Origin of the sequence: Clostridium sp. Cult1 (genome assembly GCF_021655095.1) — a bacterium.
Classification (GTDB): domain Bacteria; phylum Bacillota; class Clostridia; order Tissierellales; family Tepidimicrobiaceae; genus Schnuerera.
On record NZ_PPXW01000001.1, the window covers coordinates 2,385,493 to 2,405,929 of the forward strand.

Annotated in this window: 18 protein-coding genes and 1 riboswitch; of the genes, 16 read left to right on the forward strand and 2 right to left on the reverse strand. The window is 32.5% G+C overall.

Annotated elements, in window-relative coordinates; translation table 11 throughout:
* The first annotated feature begins 164 nt into the window (after nt 1-164).
* The 13 genes from hpf to tsaD all read left to right on the forward strand — a co-directional run bounded on the left by hpf (nt 165) and on the right by tsaD (nt 15,078).
* Nucleotides 165-695, forward strand: a complete 531-nt coding sequence (hpf, locus tag C3E89_RS11905) for a ribosome hibernation-promoting factor, HPF/YfiA family (protein WP_236913160.1) — start codon at nt 165-167, stop codon at nt 693-695.
* Nucleotides 696-777: 82 nt separating this feature from the next.
* Entirely contained in the window at nt 778-1,296 is a 519-nt protein-coding gene (locus C3E89_RS11910) for a DUF5317 family protein (RefSeq protein WP_236913161.1), read from the forward strand.
* Nucleotides 1,297-1,391: 95 nt separating this feature from the next.
* Nucleotides 1,392-4,115: a preprotein translocase subunit SecA gene (secA, locus tag C3E89_RS11915; RefSeq protein WP_236913162.1), complete on the forward strand. Its 2,724-nt coding sequence runs from the start codon at nt 1,392-1,394 to the stop codon at nt 4,113-4,115.
* Between the two features lie 136 nt (nt 4,116-4,251).
* Nucleotides 4,252-5,356 (forward strand): peptide chain release factor 2 gene (prfB, locus tag C3E89_RS11920; protein ID WP_236913163.1). Its coding sequence is split into 2 segments (ribosomal slippage): nt 4,252-4,326 and nt 4,328-5,356, totalling 1,104 coding nucleotides; the frame shifts between segments, so codons are not numbered across the junction.
* Nucleotides 5,357-5,474: 118 nt separating this feature from the next.
* Entirely contained in the window at nt 5,475-7,574 is a 2,100-nt protein-coding gene (locus C3E89_RS11925; protein ID WP_236913164.1) for a Tex family protein, read from the forward strand.
* Between the two features lie 16 nt (nt 7,575-7,590).
* Nucleotides 7,591-8,934 carry a sensor histidine kinase gene (locus C3E89_RS11930; RefSeq protein WP_236913165.1) on the forward strand — a complete coding sequence of 448 codons (1,344 nt, stop codon included), beginning with the start codon at nt 7,591-7,593 and terminating at the stop codon, nt 8,932-8,934.
* A gap of 52 nt (nt 8,935-8,986) precedes the next feature.
* Entirely contained in the window at nt 8,987-10,147 is a 1,161-nt protein-coding gene (locus C3E89_RS11935) for an amidohydrolase (protein ID WP_236913166.1), read from the forward strand.
* A 4-nt stretch (nt 10,148-10,151) separates the two neighbouring features.
* A complete protein-coding gene (locus C3E89_RS11940) occupies nt 10,152-11,273 on the forward strand; it encodes an ATP-NAD kinase family protein (protein WP_236913167.1) in 1,122 nt (373 codons plus the stop codon).
* Nucleotides 11,274-11,337: 64 nt separating this feature from the next.
* Nucleotides 11,338-11,456, forward strand: a riboswitch (FMN riboswitch).
* 107 nt (nt 11,457-11,563) lie between these two features.
* The gene (locus tag C3E89_RS11945) at nt 11,564-12,169 is read left to right on the forward strand and encodes an ECF transporter S component (protein WP_236913168.1); all 606 of its coding nucleotides are present in this window, start codon (nt 11,564-11,566) and stop codon (nt 12,167-12,169) included.
* A 268-nt stretch (nt 12,170-12,437) separates the two neighbouring features.
* Nucleotides 12,438-12,899, forward strand: a complete 462-nt coding sequence (gene tsaE, locus C3E89_RS11950) for a tRNA (adenosine(37)-N6)-threonylcarbamoyltransferase complex ATPase subunit type 1 TsaE (protein ID WP_236913169.1) — start codon at nt 12,438-12,440, stop codon at nt 12,897-12,899.
* Entirely contained in the window at nt 12,896-13,594 is a 699-nt protein-coding gene (gene tsaB, locus C3E89_RS11955; protein ID WP_236913170.1) for a tRNA (adenosine(37)-N6)-threonylcarbamoyltransferase complex dimerization subunit type 1 TsaB, read from the forward strand. Before tsaE ends, tsaB begins: the two co-directional genes overlap by 4 nt.
* 2 nt (nt 13,595-13,596) lie before the next feature.
* Complete coding sequence (gene rimI / locus C3E89_RS11960; RefSeq protein WP_236913171.1) at nt 13,597-14,046, forward strand: ribosomal protein S18-alanine N-acetyltransferase; 450 nt, start codon at nt 13,597-13,599, stop codon at nt 14,044-14,046.
* A gap of 12 nt (nt 14,047-14,058) precedes the next feature.
* The gene (gene tsaD / locus C3E89_RS11965) at nt 14,059-15,078 is read left to right on the forward strand and encodes a tRNA (adenosine(37)-N6)-threonylcarbamoyltransferase complex transferase subunit TsaD (RefSeq protein WP_236913172.1); all 1,020 of its coding nucleotides are present in this window, start codon (nt 14,059-14,061) and stop codon (nt 15,076-15,078) included.
* 161 nt (nt 15,079-15,239) lie between these two features.
* Here tsaD and C3E89_RS11970 read toward each other — a convergent pair whose 3' ends face one another.
* On the reverse strand, nt 15,240-17,147 hold the full coding sequence (locus C3E89_RS11970; RefSeq protein WP_236913173.1) for an ABC-F family ATP-binding cassette domain-containing protein: 1,908 nt from the start codon (nt 17,145-17,147) through the stop codon (nt 15,240-15,242).
* A gap of 75 nt (nt 17,148-17,222) precedes the next feature.
* On the reverse strand, nt 17,223-17,438 hold the full coding sequence (locus C3E89_RS11975) for a hypothetical protein (RefSeq protein ID WP_236913174.1): 216 nt from the start codon (nt 17,436-17,438) through the stop codon (nt 17,223-17,225).
* Between the two features lie 160 nt (nt 17,439-17,598).
* Between C3E89_RS11975 and C3E89_RS11980 the strand changes: the two genes are divergently transcribed.
* The 3 genes from C3E89_RS11980 (at nt 17,599) to C3E89_RS11990 (ending at nt 20,434) form a co-directional block, all read left to right on the forward strand.
* Nucleotides 17,599-18,246, forward strand: a complete 648-nt coding sequence (locus C3E89_RS11980) for a redox-sensing transcriptional repressor Rex (protein WP_236913175.1) — start codon at nt 17,599-17,601, stop codon at nt 18,244-18,246.
* 235 nt (nt 18,247-18,481) lie between these two features.
* Nucleotides 18,482-19,621: an acyl-CoA dehydrogenase gene (locus C3E89_RS11985; RefSeq protein ID WP_236913176.1), complete on the forward strand. Its 1,140-nt coding sequence runs from the start codon at nt 18,482-18,484 to the stop codon at nt 19,619-19,621.
* 21 nt (nt 19,622-19,642) lie between these two features.
* Nucleotides 19,643-20,434 (forward strand): electron transfer flavoprotein subunit beta/FixA family protein, encoded by a 792-nt coding sequence (locus C3E89_RS11990; RefSeq protein WP_236913177.1) that lies wholly within the window; start codon nt 19,643-19,645, stop codon nt 20,432-20,434.
* Nucleotides 20,435-20,437 lie beyond the last annotated feature (3 nt).

Here is a 20,437-nt window from a genome sequence, read left to right on the forward strand (position 1 = left end):
TCAACAATAAATTGTTTAATATTTAATAAATAATTATTCAATATTGATGAATAAACTTTTAATATAGAATAAATCTATTTTTATGTTTACATATATATGTTATCTGGGTATATTATAATAATAAAGGATATAAGCATTCGCTTATATGAAAGGAGCTGGGGTTTATGAAACTAAATTTTGTTGGAAAAAACATGGAGGTTACAGAAGCGTTAAAGGATGTAACGGATAAGAAATTAGGGAAATTAGACAAGTATTTTCAAAAGGATGCAGAAGGTAATGTTACTTATAGCGTAGAAAGAAATAGAAAGATTATAGAAGTTACCATAAACCTACCTGGAACCATACTTAGGGCAGAAGAATCAAGTGATGATATGTATGCTTCTATCGACAAAGCTGTAGATGTATTAGAGCGTCAAATAAGAAAATATAAAACTAAACTTCAAAGACGTTACAATAATGGAGAGACCATAAGATTTGAAAATATTACACCTTTAAATGAAGAAGAAGGGGATAGGCCAAGAGTTGTTAGGACAAAGAGATTTGATATGAAACCAATGAATGTAGAGGAAGCAATATTACAGATGGAATTACTTAGACATAACTTTTTCGTATTTATGAATGCAGAGTCTGACGATTTGAATGTATTATATAAAAGAAAAGATGGAAACTATGGGTTGATTGAACCAGAGTTTTAATAGTATAATTGAGATAGATTTAAAATTGCAGGATAATATATCCTGCAATTTTATTTTAATGGGATGAAAGGGTGATAATTGTATGTTTATAGAAGCAATACTAATTTCTATAATCCTTGGATTGATTAGAGGTGGTAAGCTTAGAAGATTTAAATCCATAAATCATAAAACCATGTGGATATTCATTTTAGGAATCTTAATCCAATACATATTGGCTTTTTTATCTGAAGTGAATGATATAGATAATCTAAATAGAATTTTGATATATAATAAGCAAATACAGATTGTTTCCTATGTCTTAATTTTAGTAGGCATAGTTTCAAACTTAAAGTTTAGATCTCTTTGGGCAATATTATTAGGTTATATATTGAATTTCATAGTATTAGTTACAAATAATTGGCAAATACCAAATCTTGTAAGTAACTCCATTGTGGACCAGATTAAATTGCCAGTTCTAGCTGATACAATTTTATTTTCTGAGCCATATCCATTACCTAAAGTCATTAGTATAGGGGATTTAATTATAAGTTTTGGAATATTTGCCTTAATTCAAGAAATAATGTTAACGGAAGACAATTTTATGAGCGGATATAGACTTTAGATAGATTGCAACCAAACTTTTTACCTTGTTTGGAATATTAATAAATGATAAAATATATTGATGTAGATTAGTCAATATTGAAAGGCGGTAAAAGTATGAAAAGCTTTTTAAATAAAATTTTTGGTTCCTATAGTGATAGAGAATTAAAGCGTATAGAACCATTAGTAGATAAGATTGAAGCTTTAGACAATGATATGCAAAGGTTGTCAGATGAAGAGCTTCATAATAAAACCATTGAGTTTAAAGAAAGGATAAACAAAGGAGAAACTTTAGACGATATTTTGCCAGAAGCTTATGCAGTAGTTAGGGAAGCTTCCCATAGAGTACTAGGCATGAAACATTTTAGAGTACAATTGATGGGTGGTATAATTCTTCATCAGGGAAGGATTGCAGAGATGAAGACAGGGGAAGGTAAAACCTTGGTAGCTACTTTACCAGCATATTTAAATGGGCTTACAGGAAAAGGGGTTCATATAGTAACTGTTAACGACTATTTAGCAAAAAGAGATAGACAGTGGATGGGAAAAGTATATGAATTTTTAGGCTTAACTGTAGGTTGTATTGTTCATGGCATGAATAATACTGAAAGGAAAGCTGCTTATAACTGTGATATTACCTATGGAACTAATAATGAATTTGGATTCGACTATTTAAGGGATAATATGGTTATCTATAAGGAGGAGATGGTACAAAGGAAATTGTACTATTCTATAGTAGACGAGGTAGATAGTATTTTAATCGATGAGGCCAGGACACCATTGATAATCTCTGGACAAGGCGAACAATCTACTAAATTATATCAAGCAGCTGATGCCTTTGTCATGACTTTGACTGGTAGAATCATAGATCCTAAAGAAGAAAGAAAAGATCCCTTTGATAGGGAGATAAAAGAGGAAACAGTAGATTTTCTAATAGATGAAAAAGCTAGAACCTGTACCTTAACTGAAAAGGGAACATTAAAGGCGGAAAGTTATTTTGGGTTAGAAAATTTGGCAGATCCAAATAATATGGAAATAGCTCACCATATAAACCAAGCATTGAAAGCAAGAAATATTATGAAAAGGGATATAGATTATGTGGTGAAAGATGGAGAAGTCTTAATAGTAGATGAGTTTACTGGAAGGCTTATGTATGGTAGAAGATATAGTGAAGGTTTACACCAAGCCATAGAAGCTAAGGAAAAATTGAATGTAAAATCTGAATCTAAGACTTTAGCTACTATTACATTCCAAAACTATTTTAGAATGTATGAAAAATTAGCAGGTATGACAGGAACTGCTAAAACAGAGGAAGCAGAATTCAGAGAAATATATGGTATGGACGTAGTAGAAATTCCAACCAATGAACCAGTAATACGTCAGGATTTTCCTGATGTAGTATATAAAAGTGAGGAAGCAAAATTTAAAGCTATAGTAGAAGAGATTAAAGAAAAACACAGTTTAGGGCAGCCTATTTTAGTTGGTACCATTTCCATTGAAAAATCTGAGATATTGAGTAAGATGTTAAAAAAAGAAGGAATACCCCACGAAGTATTAAATGCTAAACATCATGAAAGAGAAGCGGAAATAGTAGCCCAAGCAGGAAGATTTGGAGCCATAACTATAGCAACTAATATGGCAGGAAGAGGAACAGATATTGTACTAGGTGGAAACCCAGAGTATTTAGCAAAATTAGAATTGAAAAAAAGAGGATATTCTGATGAAGTCATCTCTAGAGTAGATAGTTTTGTAGAAATATCTGATGAAGAAACTATAAAGGCTAGAGAGGAATATAGGCAGCTCTATGATAAGCATAAGGAAAATACTGAGAAAGAGGCTGAGAAAGTAATAAAGGCTGGTGGTCTCCATATTATCGGTACAGAAAGGCATGAATCTAGAAGAATAGATAATCAGCTCCGTGGCCGCTCTGGGAGACAAGGAGACCCAGGATCATCTAGATTTTATATATCTTTAGAAGACGATTTGATGAGACTGTTTGGTGGAGAAAGAATGAAGGATATGGTAGACGGGTTAAATATGCCCGATGATGAACCATTGGAGCATAAGATATTGACCAAATCCATAGAGAATGCCCAAAGAAAAGTAGAAAGCAATAACTTTGCCATAAGAAAGCATGTGTTGCAATATGATGATGTTATGAATAAACAAAGAGAGGTTATCTATGGTGAAAGAAGAAAGGTATTAGAAGGAGAAAATCTAAGGGACCATATTTTAGGAATGGTAAGAAATATAATAGAAGAGGCAGTAGAAATCTACACCAGTCAAAGTAAATATCCTGAAGAATGGGATATGAATGGATTAGAAAACCATTTGGAAAATGTATTTTTGCCTAAAGGTGGTTTGAAGATTGAGGATATAGAATCCTTAGATAAGGAAAAACTAATAGAAATATTATATAATATTGGCGAAGACAGGTATAAAGAAAAAGAAGAAGAAATTGGGGAAGAATTATTTAGAGAAATAGAAAGGGTTATATTATTACAGGTTGTAGATAGTAAATGGATGGATCATATAGATGCTATGGATCAGCTAAGACAAGGAATTGGGCTTAGGGCTTATGGACAAGAAGATCCAGTTAGAGCATATCAAAACGAAGGGTTTGACATGTTTGAAGAGATGAACCACAATATACAAGAAGATACAGTAAGATATCTATACCATGTTGAATCACCTGAAAAAATGGAAAGAAAAAGAGTAGCAGAACCATTAAATACTGGAAATAAAGTTCAACAACCTGTTGTTAAGAAGAAAAAAATAGGAAGAAACGATCCTTGTCCTTGTGGAAGTGGGAAAAAATATAAGAAATGCTGTGGAGCTTAATTAATTCACAATGTAAGATGAATAATACGCAATTGTTAGGGGAACTTTGTTGGGCATAAAACCTTAAAGAATCACCCTAATAATTGTGGATTGTCAAAATTTTTGAGATGTGAATTAAAATATGAAAGGAGCAAATATGGAGGGAATATATTTATATAAGGAAAGAGTAGAAACAATTAAGCAGATGATAGAAGAATTAGGTGTTTCACTTTGACATTGAAGGCTTAAAAGAGGAGATTGAAAAACTAGAAAAAAAATCTTTTGCAGAGGATTTTTGGCAGGATTCAGAGAATGCTCAGAAAATAATGCAAAAGATAAGTAATTTAAAAGGCCAAGTTAGTGAATACGAAGATTTGTTGAATAAGATTGAGGACTTAGAAATCTTAATAGAACTATCTCTTGAAGAAGAAGACTATCAAGTATATAAGGAAATAAAGGAGAATTTTGAGAAGGTCTCCCATGATGCAGAGAAATTTAAACTTTCTACTTTATTAAATGGAGAATATGATAAAAATAATGCTATCCTTTCTATCCATTCTGGAGCAGGTGGGTTAGAGGCTCAGGATTGGGCTGAAATGCTATTAAGGATGTATAAAAGATGGGCTGAACAAAAAGGTTTCCAAGCAGAAATACTTGATATACTTTCAGATACTGAGGGTGGAATTAAATCTGTAACTATGCTTATAAAAGGATTTAATGCTTATGGTTATTTGAAATCAGAAAAGGGAGTTCATAGATTGGTGCGAATATCACCCTTTGATTCTTCTAATAGAAGGCATACCTCTTTTGCAAGTATAGACATCTATCCTGAATTAGATGATGATATAGATATAGAAATAAATGAATCAGATTTAAAAATTGACACCTATAGAGCGAGTGGAGCTGGCGGTCAACATGTTAATACAACGGATTCAGCCGTTAGGATAACCCATATACCTACTGGGATTACAGTTCAGTGTCAAAATGAAAGGTCTCAGCACAGCAATAGATTAACTGCTATGAAGATGTTAAAAGCCAAGCTTATACAATTGAAAGAAGAGGAGCAAAAGGAAAAAATAGAAGATCTACAAGGGAAATATACCCAAATAGCTTGGGGTTCACAGATTCGATCTTATATATTCCATCCCTACAGTCTAGTAAAGGACCATAGAACAGAGGTAGAAATGGGAGATATAGATAGGGTTATAGATGGAGATATTGATATTTTTATAAATGAATATCTAAAACAAAAGGCCTTCTAAATTAGGAAGGCTATTTTTTTTAAGAAATAGGTAGGAATTTTAATTTTTATGTTGAATAGTATAATATGGATTAGTAAATATTTTTACAGTAAACCAATAAATAAGAAAGGAGAAAAAGATGGATATAGTTAAAATACTAGTGGAAGAATTTCAGCTAAAACCATTCCAAGTTACTAATACTATAAATTTGATAGATGAAGGAAATACTATACCTTTTATTGCTAGATATCGAAAAGAACAGACAGGGAATTTAAAAGACACAGTTTTAAGAGAACTTTTTGATAGATTAAATTATTTGAGAAATTTGAAAGGAAGACAAGAAGAGGTAATAAGACTAATTGAAGAACAAGGGAAATTAACGGAAGATTTAAAGATGGATATATTAAAATCTGATACCCTTCAGAGAGTGGAGGATTTATATCGACCTTATAGACCAAAAAGAAGGACTAGAGCTACTATTGCTAAAGAAAAGGGACTTGAGGGACTATCCAATATTATATTAGAGCAAAGGATTGAAAAAGGACAATTAGAAGAAATAGCAAAGTCCTATCTAGATGAAGAAAAGGGAGTGAATACAGAAGAAGAAGCATTAGCTGGAGCTATGGATATTATTGCAGAAATTATATCTGATAATGCAGAGTATAGAGCAATAATAAGGAAGATGGCTAATAATAAGGGGGTTATACAAACAGAAGGAGTAGAAAAACAGGAAAAAACCGTATATGAAATGTACTATGATTATAAAGAACCTATTAAAACCATACCAAATCATAGAATACTTGCTATAAACAGAGGCGAAAAGGAAAAGGTTCTCAAGGTAAATTTGATATTCCCTGATGAAGAAATACTTTCTAAAATTAAGTCTAAAGTAATTAATCAAAATTCTATTGAAACAAAGGAGTTTCTAGAATTAAGTATTGAAGACAGTTATAAAAGGTTAATATTTCCCTCTATAGAAAGAGAGATAAGAAGCAATCTAACTGAAAGGGCAGAAGAGGAAGCTATTAAAGTATTTGCTCTAAATTTGAAGCCTTTGTTAATGCAACCTCCAGTTAAAGGAAAGACGGTTATGGGAATTGATCCAGCCTTTAGGACTGGTTGTAAAGTGGCAGTGATGGATGATACTGGAAAGTTATTAGCTTTTACAACTGTATATCCTACAGAGCCTCAGAATCAGGTGGAGAAGGCAAAGAAGGAGATGAAAGACCTAATCCTTAAGTATAATGTGGATATAATTGCCATAGGGAATGGTACAGCTTCCAGAGAAACTGAAATGATAGTTGTAGAAATGATTAAAGAAGTAGATAAAGATATTTCCTATATCATAGTAAACGAAGCGGGAGCTTCTGTATATTCAGCTTCAGAAGTAGGACAAGAGGAGTTCCCAGATTTAGACGTATCCATTAGAGGAGCTATATCCATAGGAAGAAGACTACAGGATCCTCTAGCAGAATTAGTAAAAATAGAGCCAAAACATATAGGAGTAGGTCAATATCAACATGATTTAAATCAAGGGAAATTGAATCAAGCTCTAGAGGGAGTAGTAGAGGATTGTGTTAATACAGTAGGGGTAGATTTAAATACTGCAAGTCCATCTTTATTAAGGTATGTATCAGGTATTTCATCTAGGGTTGCTTTGAACTTAATTAAATATAGGGAAGAAAAGGGGAAGTTTAGTAATAGGGAAGAATTATTAAAGGTAAAAGGGCTGGGTCCTAAGACCTTCACTCAATGTGCAGGTTTTTTAAGAATCCCGGGAGGAAGTAATCCGCTGGATAATACAGCGGTTCATCCAGAGTCCTATTCTATTGCAGAAAAACTACTTGGTAACAATATAGATGAAAGTAATATAGAATCTCTTTCTCAAGAACTTGATGTAGGTCCTTTAACATTAAAGGACATAATTGGAGAGCTTAAGAAACCAGGTAGGGATCCAAGAGAAGAGATGCCTAAGCCTATTCTTAGAACAGATGTATTGAAGATGGAAGATTTAAAAGAGGATATGATTTTAACTGGTACTGTACGAAATGTTGTGGATTTCGGTGCTTTTGTAGATATTGGAGTGAAGCAGGACGGATTGATTCATATATCTCATCTATCTAATAAATATATTAAGCATCCAAAGGAGGTAGTTAAGGTTGGAGATATTGTAAAGGTTAGGATTTTGGGAGTAGATATAGATAGAGGGAGGATTAGTCTTAGTATAAAGGATGTTTAAATTCGGGGTGATGTAAATGTGGGATGTTGGAAGGATGATCAATAACAAAAATACGTTCATTGGTATAGTAAGCTCTAATTACCAGGATGAAGGAAGAAATTTATTAAAAGAGCATATGGAAAGCTATTTTAGCAATGGTGGAGGGATAATCTATATATGTTCTAGAGAAAAAGAAGAATGTATAGACCACCTACAAGAAATTTGTGAGTTCGATTTAAACCATTATATAAAAAAGGATAGGATTATATTCATATGTGGAGAAAATTTCAAGGTAAAAGATAATATGGATTTAGATAGATTGATAAATGGAATAAAAAATGGTATAAACTTGTTAGATAAAAGGGGTTCTAATAAAAAACTTGTATACATAACTGTAGATTCCTCTTGGAATTCATTAGAAAATAATAAAATAGAATACATTTATGAAACTTTTAAAACAATTAACAAGGAAGAGGAATCTGGATTTGTTCTAAAGTATATAATAGATGAAATTAATGGAAATTATATTAATCATATGCTAAACAATCATGATATTATTTTAATTGACAGGACCGATAATTTTGAGTATTTCACTCCAGATCAATTAATGCATGAATCCTTAATTTTATTAGCTGAATATCATGCTGCTGATAATAGATATGAAAAGGAAATTGTTAGAAGTGAATATTTAAAAACATTAGGGGAGTTAATGGAGGGAACCGTACATGATATTAACAATCTATTGGTAACCATATTAGGTTATGCTCAGCTTTCTTTATTTCTTGAAGATCCAGAAGAAGTTAAGAAATGCCTTGAAACAATAAGTAAGACTGCATTAGATGGTAAAAGTATTACCGATAGGATAAAAAACCATGTAAGAGGAAGTTATAATTCGTTAAAGGATGTGTATCATTTCGACTATATAATAAATAATTCCTTAGAGATGGTAAAGCATAAGTTTAGATTATCTAATGGAAATTCTAATAAGATGGAATTGGTGGTAGATTTAAATTCTAACAGTTATATTTACGCTAATGAATATGATATAAGACATTCTATTATAAATATAATATTAAATGGAATAGATGCCATGGAGAATAAGGGGACATTAACCGTAAAGACCTACGATGAAGAAGACCATATAGTATTGGAAATCTCCGATACAGGAAAAGGCATGGATGAAGGGACTATGAATAAAATATTTAAACCTTATTTTACTACTAAGGGTTCTCAAGGAACAGGTTTAGGATTAAGTATTGCTAAGAAGACTTTTGAAAAGCATAATGGTAAGGTATATGTGGAGAGCAAGGTAGGTAAAGGAACTAAATTTGTCATCTATCTACCTGCTTTGAGAGTCAAAGATAATATTGCCCATATTTAATAATAGAGTTATAATAATATTTAGAGTAACGAAATAATTTAGGGGGGATTATATGATATTTATAAAAAACGGAAAGATATTTACTATGACAGGAGAAGTTATTGAAAATGGCTGTATTTTAATTAAAGATGGAAAGATTTTCGAAGTAGGTAAAGATTTAGTGGCACCATTAGATGCTAAAGTAGTCGATGCTGAAGGAAGAATGGTATTGCCAGGATTTGTGGAAGCTCATAGTCATTTAGGTATGTGGGAAGAAGGAATAGGCTTTGAAGGTAGTGATGGAAATGAAATGGTAGATCCAGTAACTCCCCATTTAAGAGCAATAGATGGTATAAATCCTATGGATATATCCTTTAAGGAAGCCTACATAGGAGGAGTAACTGCTGCAGTAACTGGACCAGGTTCTGCTAATGTAATTGGTGGAATGGCGGTAGCCTTGAAGACATATGGTAAAAGAGTAGACGATATGATAATTAGGGAGCCTATAGCTATGAAGATAGCTTTTGGTGAAAATCCAAAAAGAGTATATGAATCTCAAAAAAAATCTCCAATAACAAGAATGGCTACTGCTGCCATACTTAGAGAAAATCTATTTAAGGCTAAGAATTATTTAGAGAAGAAGGAGCTGGCAAAGGAGGATCCATCTAAAATGCCAGAATTCGATATGAAAATGGAAGCTTTAGCTAAAGTATTAAAAAAGGAAATTCCTCTAAAGGCCCATGCCCATAGAGCCGATGATATTTTTACAGCTTTAAGAATTGCAAAGGAATTTGACGTAGATATTACATTGGACCATTGTACTGAAGGCCATTTGATAGCAGATTATTTAGCGGAGGAAGGAAAAGGAGCTATTGTAGGGCCGACTTTATCAAATAGATCAAAATTTGAATTGAAAAACCTTACCTTTGACACCCCTAGGATTCTTCATGAGGCAGGGGTAAAGGTAGCTATAACTACAGATTCTCCAGTTATACCGCTACAATACCTTCCAATATGTGCAGGACTAGCACATAAATCTGGTTTAGATGAAATGGAAGCCTTAAAAGCTATAACAATAAATGCTGCAGAAATTGTTGGAATTGATGATAGGGTGGGTAGTATAGAAGTAGGAAAAGATGCAGATATAGTGATATATGATAGTAATCCTATTAAGGATATTGATTGTAATACCTATATGACCATTATAAATGGAGAGATCATCTATAAAAAGTAGAGAGGTGAAGATTTTGAAACTAGGATTTATAGTAAATCCTATTGCAGGCATGGGTGGCAAGGTAGGATTGAAAGGTACTGATGGAGAAGAAGTTTTAGAGAAGGCAATTGAGTTAGGAGCCCTTCCTGAATCTCCCAAGAAAGCCAAAAAGGCTCTAGAAATATTAATTCCTATTAAGGATCAAATTACATTATTGACAGGCCCTGGGAATATGGGAGAAGAAGAAGCTATAGAATTAGGATTTAATCCTGAAGTAGTAGGAGAAGTAAAGGATAAATACCTTTCTGAAGATACGGAAAAAGTAGCAGTAGAGATGGTACAGCAAGGAATAGATCTCCTATTATTTGCAGGAGGAGACGGAACAGCAAGAAATATCTTTAATGCAATAGGAGATAAAGTTCCAGTTATAGGCATTCCTGCAGGGGTGAAAATCCATTCTGGAGTTTATGCTAATCATCCTAGGTCTGCAGGGGAGGTTGCATTAAAATATCTTCAAGGTGAAGAAATGAAAGTAAAAGAAATGGAAGTTATGGATATTGATGAAGAGGCCTTTAGACAAGGGCAGGTTACTGCAAAACTATATGGCTATATGAAAGTCCCTTTTGAACCAGAATTAGTTCAAAACCAAAAATCTGGTGGAATAGTTGGAGAGGAAGCAGCGTTAGATGGAATATCGGATAAAATTATTGAGCAAATGGAGGAAGATGTAATATATATAATAGGGTCAGGTACCTCTACTAGACCTATAATGGAAAAATTGGGATTACCTAATACTCTTTTAGGTATAGATATAGTTAAGAACAGAGAACTGGTAGCCTCTGATGTTAATGAAAAAGAAATATTGAAATATATAGAAGGCAATAAAGCCAAAATAATAGTTACAGTAATCGGTGGCCAAGGTTATATATTTGGAAGAGGTAATCAACAGATTAGTGGCCAAGTAGTAAAAAAGGTAGGTAAGGAAAATATAATAATTATTGCTTCAAAACAGAAGCTTATGTCTCTAGAGGGAAGGCCTCTATTAGTGGATACAGGAGACGATGAAGTAAATAGCATGTTTAATGGCTATATGAAAGTTCGAACCAGCTATACAGAAGAAGCAATACACATGGTAAAAGGACTTTAATCAATTGACAATTGAAAACTATTGACAATTGATAAACATTATATTATACTAAATGTAGTTAAATAAATATCTTCAGGGCGAGGCGCAATTCCTCACCGGCGGTAAAGCCCGCGAGCCAAATTATTGGTTGACTTGGTGAAACTCCAAGGCCGACAGTTAAAGTCTGGATGGAAGAAGATTATAGATTATACTTAAAGTTTAATCTGTTATGTCTGTTACCTACGCCCCGAAGTATTTCGGGGCTTATTTTATTGACCTCCCTGAAGAAATAATAATATGGAGGGGTTTTTATGTACACATTAAAAAAGGAAAATCTAAACACTAAGACCATGGTAAAGATTTCAGTTTTATCAGTAATTGCACTTATATTGATGTTACTAGATTTTCCCCTATGGTTCACACCAACCTTTTTAAAATTTGATATTTCAGATGTACCAGCTTTAATAGGTTCCTTTGCTTTAGGACCGATGGCAGGAGTATTAGTCCAGCTAGTTAAGAATTTGCTAAATTTACTAATTGAAGGTTCTGGAACTGGCGGTGTAGGAGAACTAGCTAATTTCATCGTAGGTAGTATTTATGTCTATATTGCTGGTCTATTTTACTACAGAGATAAAACCTTTAAAAATGCAATAATAGGAATGGCTGCTGGAGTACTAGTTATGACTATATCCATATCTCTAATTAATTACTATTTTATGATTCCTTTCTATGCAAAGCTATTTGGACTACCTATAGATAAAATTGTGGCCATGGGTTCTGCAGTAAACAAATATGTGGTAGACTTTAAAACTTTAATTCTATATGCAGTAGTACCATTTAACTTATTTAAAGGTATTATAGTTACTTTGGTAACATTATTAATGTATAAAAGAGTATCGCCTCTATTGCATAAATAATAACTTTAATCAATTCATAATGCATAGTTGATAATTGATGGGATAGATTCTTCACTTCGTTTAGAATTACAAGCTTCATCCTAAACGAAAATGAAGAATCTCTTTTTTAATTGTCAATCATCTTAAGTTATAAATTAGTTAATCACTATCAATGGGATTAAACAAAAGAATTCCAACCTTAGAACTAGACCCAAAAAATTGTGAATTGTGAATTAAATATCCCCGTGTTATAATAATAGGTAGTTTACAGAATAGGAAGGTTGATTAGATGGTTAAAATAGTATTGAAAGGATTAAAAGAAACGGAAGAGTTTGGCCAAAAACTAGGAAGTCTTTTGGAAGGTGGAGATTTACTTTCTTTAACTGGAGATTTAGGTGCAGGTAAGACTACTTTAACCAAATCTATTGGTATTGGATTGGAGATTTCCGATTATATTACTAGCCCTACTTTTACTTTAATCAATGAATATAAGGGTAGAGTTTGGCTATACCATTTTGATGTATACAGATTGGAAGGGGAAGAAGACTTATTGGATTTAGGCTATGAAGACTATTTTTATTCTGATGGTGTTACCATAGTAGAATGGGGAGATAAAATAGAAGATATTTTGCCAGAAAATAGGATAAATATTAATATTAAGAAAGGTAAAAAACTAGATGAAAGGATTGTTACTCTATCAGGAAAAGGGAAAAGGTATGAGAAAATAGTTAAGGAGTTGAATATAAATTGAAAGTATTAGGGTTAGATACATCTACTATGATGACAACTTGTGCCGTTTTAGATGATGAAAATTTATTAGGAGAATATTCTTTGAACCAGGATATGACCCATTCTGAAAATCTAGTACCTATGATTAAAGAAGTATTAGATAGTTTGAATATACAAGTATCAGATATAGATCTATACGGGGTAGCCATAGGACCCGGTTCCTTTACAGGTCTTAGAATCGGTATAGCTACTGTAAAATCCTTTGCCCATGTTTTTAACAAGCCTATTATAGGAATTTCCACATTGGAAGGATTGGCTTTTAACCTAACCTTTGATGGCATAATTGTACCTATGATAGATGCTAGGAGAAATAGAGTTTATACAGGTATATATAAATGGGAAAAGGGAAGGCTTAAAAATATATTGGAACCTTCTATAATGGAAATAGAAGAACTACTAGAATTACTTGACAAAGATTATAATAATATAATGGTAAATGGTAATGGGGCATTGCTTTATAAAGAAAAGATAGAGAATAGTTTAAAAGACAAAGTAAAGATATCACCTATTAGCTTAAATAGCTGTAAGGCAGCCAGTATAGCAGAGCTTGCTTTATTAAATAGGCATGAAGAAAATCAATATAATTATTATAATCTTGTTCCAGATTATTTAAGGGAATCTCAAGCTCAGAGAGAGTTAAGAAAGAGGGAAAGTTAATTATGGATATATCCATTCGAGAGATGAGAGAAGAAGATTTAGATCGAGTAATGGAAATCGAGAAGAAAGCTTTTACTCCTCCATGGTCAAGGGAGGCCTTTTTATTAGAACTAACAAAGAATCTATTAGCAAAATATATAGTAGCCCTAGTAGATGGAGATATTGCAGGCTATGGTGGCATATGGCTCATATTAGACGAAGGCCATATTACTAATATTGCAGTAGATAAAGAATATAGAGGATTAGGTATAGGAAATAAGCTTCTAGAAGGCCTTATACAATTATGTATAGATAGAAATATAAGGGCTATGACCTTAGAAGTTAGAAAGTCTAACGAAGTAGCAAAATCCCTTTATAAAAAATATGGATTTAAGGAATATGGAATTAGACCAAAATATTATCAAGATAATAATGAAGATGCGATTATAATGTGGAAAAGCATTCAATTTTAATGAGGTGAAAATATGAAGAAAGATATTCTAACATTAGCTATAGAGACTTCCTGTGATGAAACTTCCTGTGCTGTAATTAAAGATGGTAGGGAAGTTTTGTCTAATATTATCTCTTCTCAAATAGAAATTCATAAAAAATTTGGTGGAGTAGTACCGGAAGTAGCTTCGAGAAAGCATATTGAAAATATGAATTTGATCATCCAGCAGGCTTTAGATGAAGCTCAAGTTACCTTTAATGATATTGATTTAATAGGAGTAACCCATGGTCCTGGTTTAGTAGGTGCTCTACTTGTAGGCATATCTAGTGCTAAGGCTATAGCTTATGCTTTAAACAAACCCCTAGTAGGAGTTAACCATATAGAAGGGCATATTTGTGCTAATTATATAGACCACAAAGGCTTAGAACCTCCCTTTACCTGTTTGATAGTTTCAGGGGGACATACTTATCTTGTTCAAGCTGAAGACTACACCCAGTATGAATTAATAGGTAGAACAAGAGATGATGCAGCAGGAGAAGCTTTTGATAAGGTAGCAAGGGCACTTGGATTATCCTACCCAGGAGGGCCATTAATAGATAAATTATCTAAGGAAGGTAATCCTGATGCAATAGATTTTCCAAGGGTATATCTTGATCATAATAGTTATGATTTTAGCTTTAGTGGTTTAAAGACTGCTGTATTAAATTATCTTAATCAATCCAAACAAAAAGGAGAAGAAATAATAGTAAAGGATGTGGCAGCAAGTTTTCAACAAGCAGTAATAGAAGTCCTTGTAGAAAAGACCATAAGGCTTGCTAAAGAGAGAAAATCTCAAAAGATAGTAATGGCGGGAGGAGTAGCAGCCAATGAAGGGTTGAGAGATTTGATGAAAAAAAGAGGATATGAGGAAGGTTTAGAAATACTATATCCTTCTAGAATATTGTGCACTGATAATGCTGCAATGATAGGTTCTGCTGCTTATTTCAACTATATTAAAGGATATGTATCTGACTTATATCTGAATGTGGTGCCAAATTTAGAGCTAAAAGGATAATTATCAACAATATTCCCACATTATCTTCACAAATTGGCATGGTTATACAAAAAAAGTCTGTGGATAATGTGGAAATACTTGTCCAAACCACTTAAATTGGGACAAGTTTATGTGGATAATCTTGTGGATTCTGTGAATAAGATGGGGATAAAATGGGAAAACTAATTTTCTGTCATTATTATCCATTTTTCATAAAGGGAGTCTAAGTCCGTTTGAAGATTGTCCCTATCCTTAGTTAATTGGACAATTTTGTCTGGTTCTTCATATAATTCAGGTTTACACAATAGTCTATCTAATTCTTCAATTTTCTTTTCTTTTTCTTCAATTAAATTTTCTAATGTTAATATTTCCTTTTTTCTTCTCTTTTCTATAGCCAATTTTTCTTTTTCTTTTTTTCTTTCCAGCTTGATTTGGGTTTTTGTTCTATAGTCTTTATCTTCCTCGTATACTATTTCATTTTTTTTCTCCAAATAATAGTCGTAATTTCCTAGGTATTCAGTAATTCCTTCTTCTGTTAATTCTAATATTTTGTCTGTAACCTTATTTAAAAAATATCTATCATGAGATATTACCAAAAGAGTTCCCTCATAATCTTTAATAGCATCTTCTAATACTTCCTTTGAGTAGATATCTAAATGGTTAGTAGGCTCATCCATTAAAAGAAAATTTGCCTTAGATAACATCATTTTTAAAAGTGCTAATCTTCCTCTTTCTCCACCACTCAATTCTTCTATTTCTTTAAATATATCATCTCCTATAAATAGAAAACGACTAAGAATAGACCGTATCTGGTAATGGTCAAATTTAGGATTATCATCCCAGATTTCATCGATTATAGTCTTGTTTAAATTCAATTTAGTTTGTTCCTGATCAAAATAACCTGTATGAACTTGGTGGCCTAAAGTAATACTTCCTGTATCATAGGGGATATGGCCTAATATCATTTTAAATAAAGTAGTTTTTCCTATTCCATTAGGACCTATTAGTCCAACTTTTTCTCCTCTATAGATGGTAAAGTTTATATCCTCTAATAACTTAAATTCTTCAAAGGATTTTCCTAGCTGTTCAACCCTCAATACTTCTTTACCACTTTTTATCTTAGGTTCAAAGGTAAATTTTACTTTTTTAGAATCCATTGGTTTATCTATGATTTTCATTCTATCTAATAATTTTTGTCTACTTTGGGCTTGTCTTATATATCTTTGACCTCCATAGTTATAAAATCGTCTAATAATCTCTTCCTGTCTTTTAATTTCCTTTTGCTGATTTTCATAATTTTTTTTGAGTAACTCTAGTTCCTTTTTCCTTTCTTCCATAAACCTTGAGTAATTAGTATTATAGGTTTTTAACCTTAAATTTTCTAAATGGAATATTTTAGTTACTACATTATCTAGAAAATATCTATCATGGGATATTATTAGGGCAGCACCTTTATACTCTAAAAGATATGATTCTAACCATCTTATAGCATCTATATCTAAATGGTTGGTAGGCTCGTCTAATAATAGGATATCTGGTTTTTCTAATAATAGTTTAGCTAATGAAAGCCTTGCTTTTTGGCCTCCACTTAATACTTTTACATTTTTATCGAATTCTTCATCCTTAAAACCAAGGCCTTTTAAAACACCTTTAATTTCACTTTCATAACCATAACCATTTAGATTATTAAATTCTTCCAATATATTAGAGTATTGGGTCATAAGTTGGTTCAATTTTTCCGATTCACCCTTTGCACTTTCGTGACTAATTTCATGTTCTAGGTTTCTCAAATTTTTCTCCATTTGAATAAGAGGGTCAAATACCTGAAGGCATTCTTGAAAAAGGGTTTTGCTACTGTTCATATCTGCGTGTTGTCTTAAGTATCCAATATTTAGATCTTTTTGAACATAAATATCTCCTTGATCTTTGGGGATATCCCCAACTAATATATTAAAAAGAGTAGTTTTTCCTGAACCATTAAGACCTATAAGGCCGATTTTTTGTCCATTTTCTATTGTGAAGCTAATATCTTCTAATATTTTATCTACTACATAAGTTTTTGAAATATTGTTACACGAAAGAACTATCATATTAATCTCCTACTTTCTACATACTATACTTATATTTTACCAAAAAAAATAGCCCTTTTAAAGTACAGGGCTTCATTAGGATTTTAAATCCTGTTCCATAGCTAAACTTGTAAGAACTTTATCTATTAAATCTACATCACATTTCCCTTCTTTTGTAAAATGGGAACAATTCTCGCAACTTTCATATTTTTCCTCATATACTTGAGAAGTCATATTCAAGGAGTCGTCTTTTTTTGGATTATAGGAATCGCAGTAGATAGCTATTTTTCTTAATTGTTCTTTGCTGGCCATAAAATCCTCCTTTTGGTTATTATAATAATATTATTAGTAATATATTTTATAATATACATATACTAAAGAAGTTGGAAAAGTGCTATAATTGACCAACTAATGGGTAAATGTTATAATAATATCAACCAAAATTTTATAAGGAATAGATAGGGGTGTAAAAATGGACAGAGAAAACAGAGTTTCTATAACTGTGATTAGAAGACTGCCTAAATACTATCGATATTTAGGAGATTTACTTAGAAGAGGAATTAATAGAATTTCTTCCCAAGAATTGAGCAAAATGACTGGATTTACCGCTTCTCAGATAAGACAGGACTTAAATAATTTTGGAGGATTTGGACAGCAAGGATATGGATATAATGTAGAGGAATTACATGGACAATTAGGTAAAATATTGGGATTAGACAGAGGTTATAACACAGTAATTGCAGGAGCTGGTAATTTAGGTCAAGCGGTTGCTAACTACAAAGGATTTCAAGATGCAGGATTTAAAATTCTTGCATTATTCGATAAGAATCCTAAATTAATAGGGCTGCGAATTCGAGATGTAGAAATCAAGGATGTAGATGAATTAGAAAACTATATAAGGGATAATAATGTAGAAATAGGGATTATAACAACTCCTAAGGAAAGTGCTCAAGACATCGCTGATATCTACATAAAAAGTGGAATAAAGGGTATATGGAACTTTGCTCCAGCAGATCTTAAAGTAAGCGATGATATAATAGTGGAAAATGTTCATCTAAATGAATCTTTATTCACTTTATCTTATTTTTTAAATAATCAATCCGATTATATTAGGGAGTAATAATGAAAATATCGTCAAACTTATCACAAAAAATTCCTATGATGTTAAAAAAAATATTATATTATTACAGTATTTATGTACAAATGCCTATAACATCAGATAAACCTGAGGTTATAGGCATTTGTAATTATAAAACAGAAGGTCAAAAATTTAACAATATTTATAGAAATAATCAGTAAAATGGTTTATAATAAATAATATGGAGGAGTAGTTTTAAAATTAGGGAGGGATATATATGGATTTCAAATTATCAAAAGAGCAGGAAATGATAAGAAATGTTATGAAAGAATTTGCTGAATGCGAAGTTAAACCTATAGCAGCAGAAATCGATGAATCTAGCAGATTCCCTAGAGAAACAGTAGAAAAGATGGCTAAGTATCATATGTTAGGCATACCTTTTCCTGTTGAATATGGTGGGGCTGGGGGAGATGAAATAGCTTACGCTATAGCTGTAGAAGAGTTATCGAAGGCATGTGCTACTACAGGAGTTATACTTTCTGCCCACACTTCTTTAGGATGTTGGCCTATTTATAAATATGGAACAGAAGAACAAAAACAAAAATATTTAGTACCCTTAGCAAAAGGAGAAAAACTAGGTGCTTTTGGTTTAACTGAACCTAATGCAGGAACAGATGCAGCAGGACAACAAACTACAGCAATTTTGGATGGGGATAATTATATATTAAATGGAACCAAATTATTTATAACTAATGGAGGAGAAGCAGATATATACATAATATTTGCTATGACAGATAGAACTAAAGGAACTAGAGGTATATCCGCTTTCATAGTGGAGAAAGATACTCCTGGATTTAGTATAGGTAAGGTTGAAGATAAGATGGGGATTAGGGGTTCATCTACTGCAGAGTTAATATTTAGAGACTGTATTATTCCGAAAGAAAACCTCCTAGGAAAAGAAGGCAAAGGATTTGGAATTGCTATGTCAACTTTAGATGGTGGAAGAATAGGTATAGCAGCTCAGGCCTTAGGCATAGCGGAAGGTGCTTTAGAAGAGACTATTAAATATATTAAAGAGAGACAGCAATTTGGTAGACCTTTATCTAAGTTCCAAGGTTTGCAATGGATGATTGCAGATATGGCTACTGAAATAGAAGGGGCAAAACTATTGGTATATAAAGCAGCCTATAATAAGGCTAATGGACTTCCCTATAATAAGGAAGCAGCAATGGCTAAGTTGTTTGCAGCCAATACAGCTATGAATGTGACCACTAAATGTGTTCAATTACATGGTGGTTATGGATATACTAGGGACTATCCTGTAGAAAGAATGATGAGGGATGCCAAGATTACTGAAATATATGAAGGTACTTCCCAAGTACAACAGATGGTTATTGCAGCTAACCTTCTAAGATAATAAGGTGAAGGAGGAATATTGATGAATATTATAGTATGTATTAAACAAGTTCCGGATACCAATGAAGTTAAAATTGACCCTGTAAAAGGAACTTTAATCCGTGAAGGGGTACCAAGTATTATAAATCCTGATGATAAAAATGCTTTGGAAGAAGCGTTAAGAATAAAAGATGAGAAGGAAAACGTTAAAGTTACCGTACTCAGTATGGGACCTCCTCAAGCAGAAGTAGCTTTAGTAGAGGCAATTGCCATGGGTGCAGATGAAGGAATTCTTTTAAGTGACAGAGCCTTTGCAGGTTCAGATACCTGGGCTACATCTACTGCATTGGCTGCAGGGATTAAGCATATTGGAAATTATGATATTATATTTTGTGGAAGACAAGCTATAGATGGTGATACAGCTCAAGTAGGTCCCCAAATTGCAGAACATTTAGGGATACCACAGGTTACTTATGTGGAAGAACTTAATATAGAAGAAGGAAATATTAGGGTAAGACGCGCCCTTGAAGATGGATATTTTATTATTGAATCCAAATTACCAGTATTGGTTACTGCTATAAAAGAATTAAACGAACCTAGATATCCATCGATTAAAGGAATTTATGAAGCTTATAGAGGGAATAAGATAAAAGTATTGTCAGCCAAAGACATCCAAGCAGATGAAGATAATATTGGACTAGATGGTTCACCAACTCAAGTTAATAAATCTTTCACTCCACCAGGAAAAGGTGGAAAATCGGAAATGCTTGACGGCAGTCCAAAGGAACAAGCGAGAAAATTAATCGTCAGATTGAAAGAGGAAAAAATCATATAATTT

Excerpts from the sequence above, each read along its gene's own strand:
- hpf (WP_236913160.1), top strand. The coding sequence starts at position 165 with ATGAAACTAAATTTTGTTGGAAAAAACATGGAGGTTACAGAAGCGTTA.
- C3E89_RS11910 (WP_236913161.1), top strand. The coding sequence starts at position 778 with ATGTTTATAGAAGCAATACTAATTTCTATAATCCTTGGATTGATTAGA.
- secA (WP_236913162.1), top strand. The coding sequence starts at position 1,392 with ATGAAAAGCTTTTTAAATAAAATTTTTGGTTCCTATAGTGATAGAGAA.
- C3E89_RS11925 (WP_236913164.1), top strand. The coding sequence starts at position 5,475 with ATGGATATAGTTAAAATACTAGTGGAAGAATTTCAGCTAAAACCATTC.
- C3E89_RS11930 (WP_236913165.1), top strand. The coding sequence starts at position 7,591 with ATGTGGGATGTTGGAAGGATGATCAATAACAAAAATACGTTCATTGGT.
- C3E89_RS11935 (WP_236913166.1), top strand. The coding sequence starts at position 8,987 with ATGATATTTATAAAAAACGGAAAGATATTTACTATGACAGGAGAAGTT.
- C3E89_RS11945 (WP_236913168.1), top strand. The coding sequence starts at position 11,564 with ATGTACACATTAAAAAAGGAAAATCTAAACACTAAGACCATGGTAAAG.
- tsaE (WP_236913169.1), top strand. The coding sequence starts at position 12,438 with ATGGTTAAAATAGTATTGAAAGGATTAAAAGAAACGGAAGAGTTTGGC.
- rimI (WP_236913171.1), top strand. The coding sequence starts at position 13,597 with ATGGATATATCCATTCGAGAGATGAGAGAAGAAGATTTAGATCGAGTA.
- tsaD (WP_236913172.1), top strand. The coding sequence starts at position 14,059 with ATGAAGAAAGATATTCTAACATTAGCTATAGAGACTTCCTGTGATGAA.
- C3E89_RS11970 (WP_236913173.1), bottom strand. The coding sequence starts at position 17,147 with ATGATAGTTCTTTCGTGTAACAATATTTCAAAAACTTATGTAGTAGAT.
- C3E89_RS11975 (WP_236913174.1), bottom strand. The coding sequence starts at position 17,438 with ATGGCCAGCAAAGAACAATTAAGAAAAATAGCTATCTACTGCGATTCC.
- C3E89_RS11980 (WP_236913175.1), top strand. The coding sequence starts at position 17,599 with ATGGACAGAGAAAACAGAGTTTCTATAACTGTGATTAGAAGACTGCCT.
- C3E89_RS11985 (WP_236913176.1), top strand. The coding sequence starts at position 18,482 with ATGGATTTCAAATTATCAAAAGAGCAGGAAATGATAAGAAATGTTATG.
- C3E89_RS11990 (WP_236913177.1), top strand. The coding sequence starts at position 19,643 with ATGAATATTATAGTATGTATTAAACAAGTTCCGGATACCAATGAAGTT.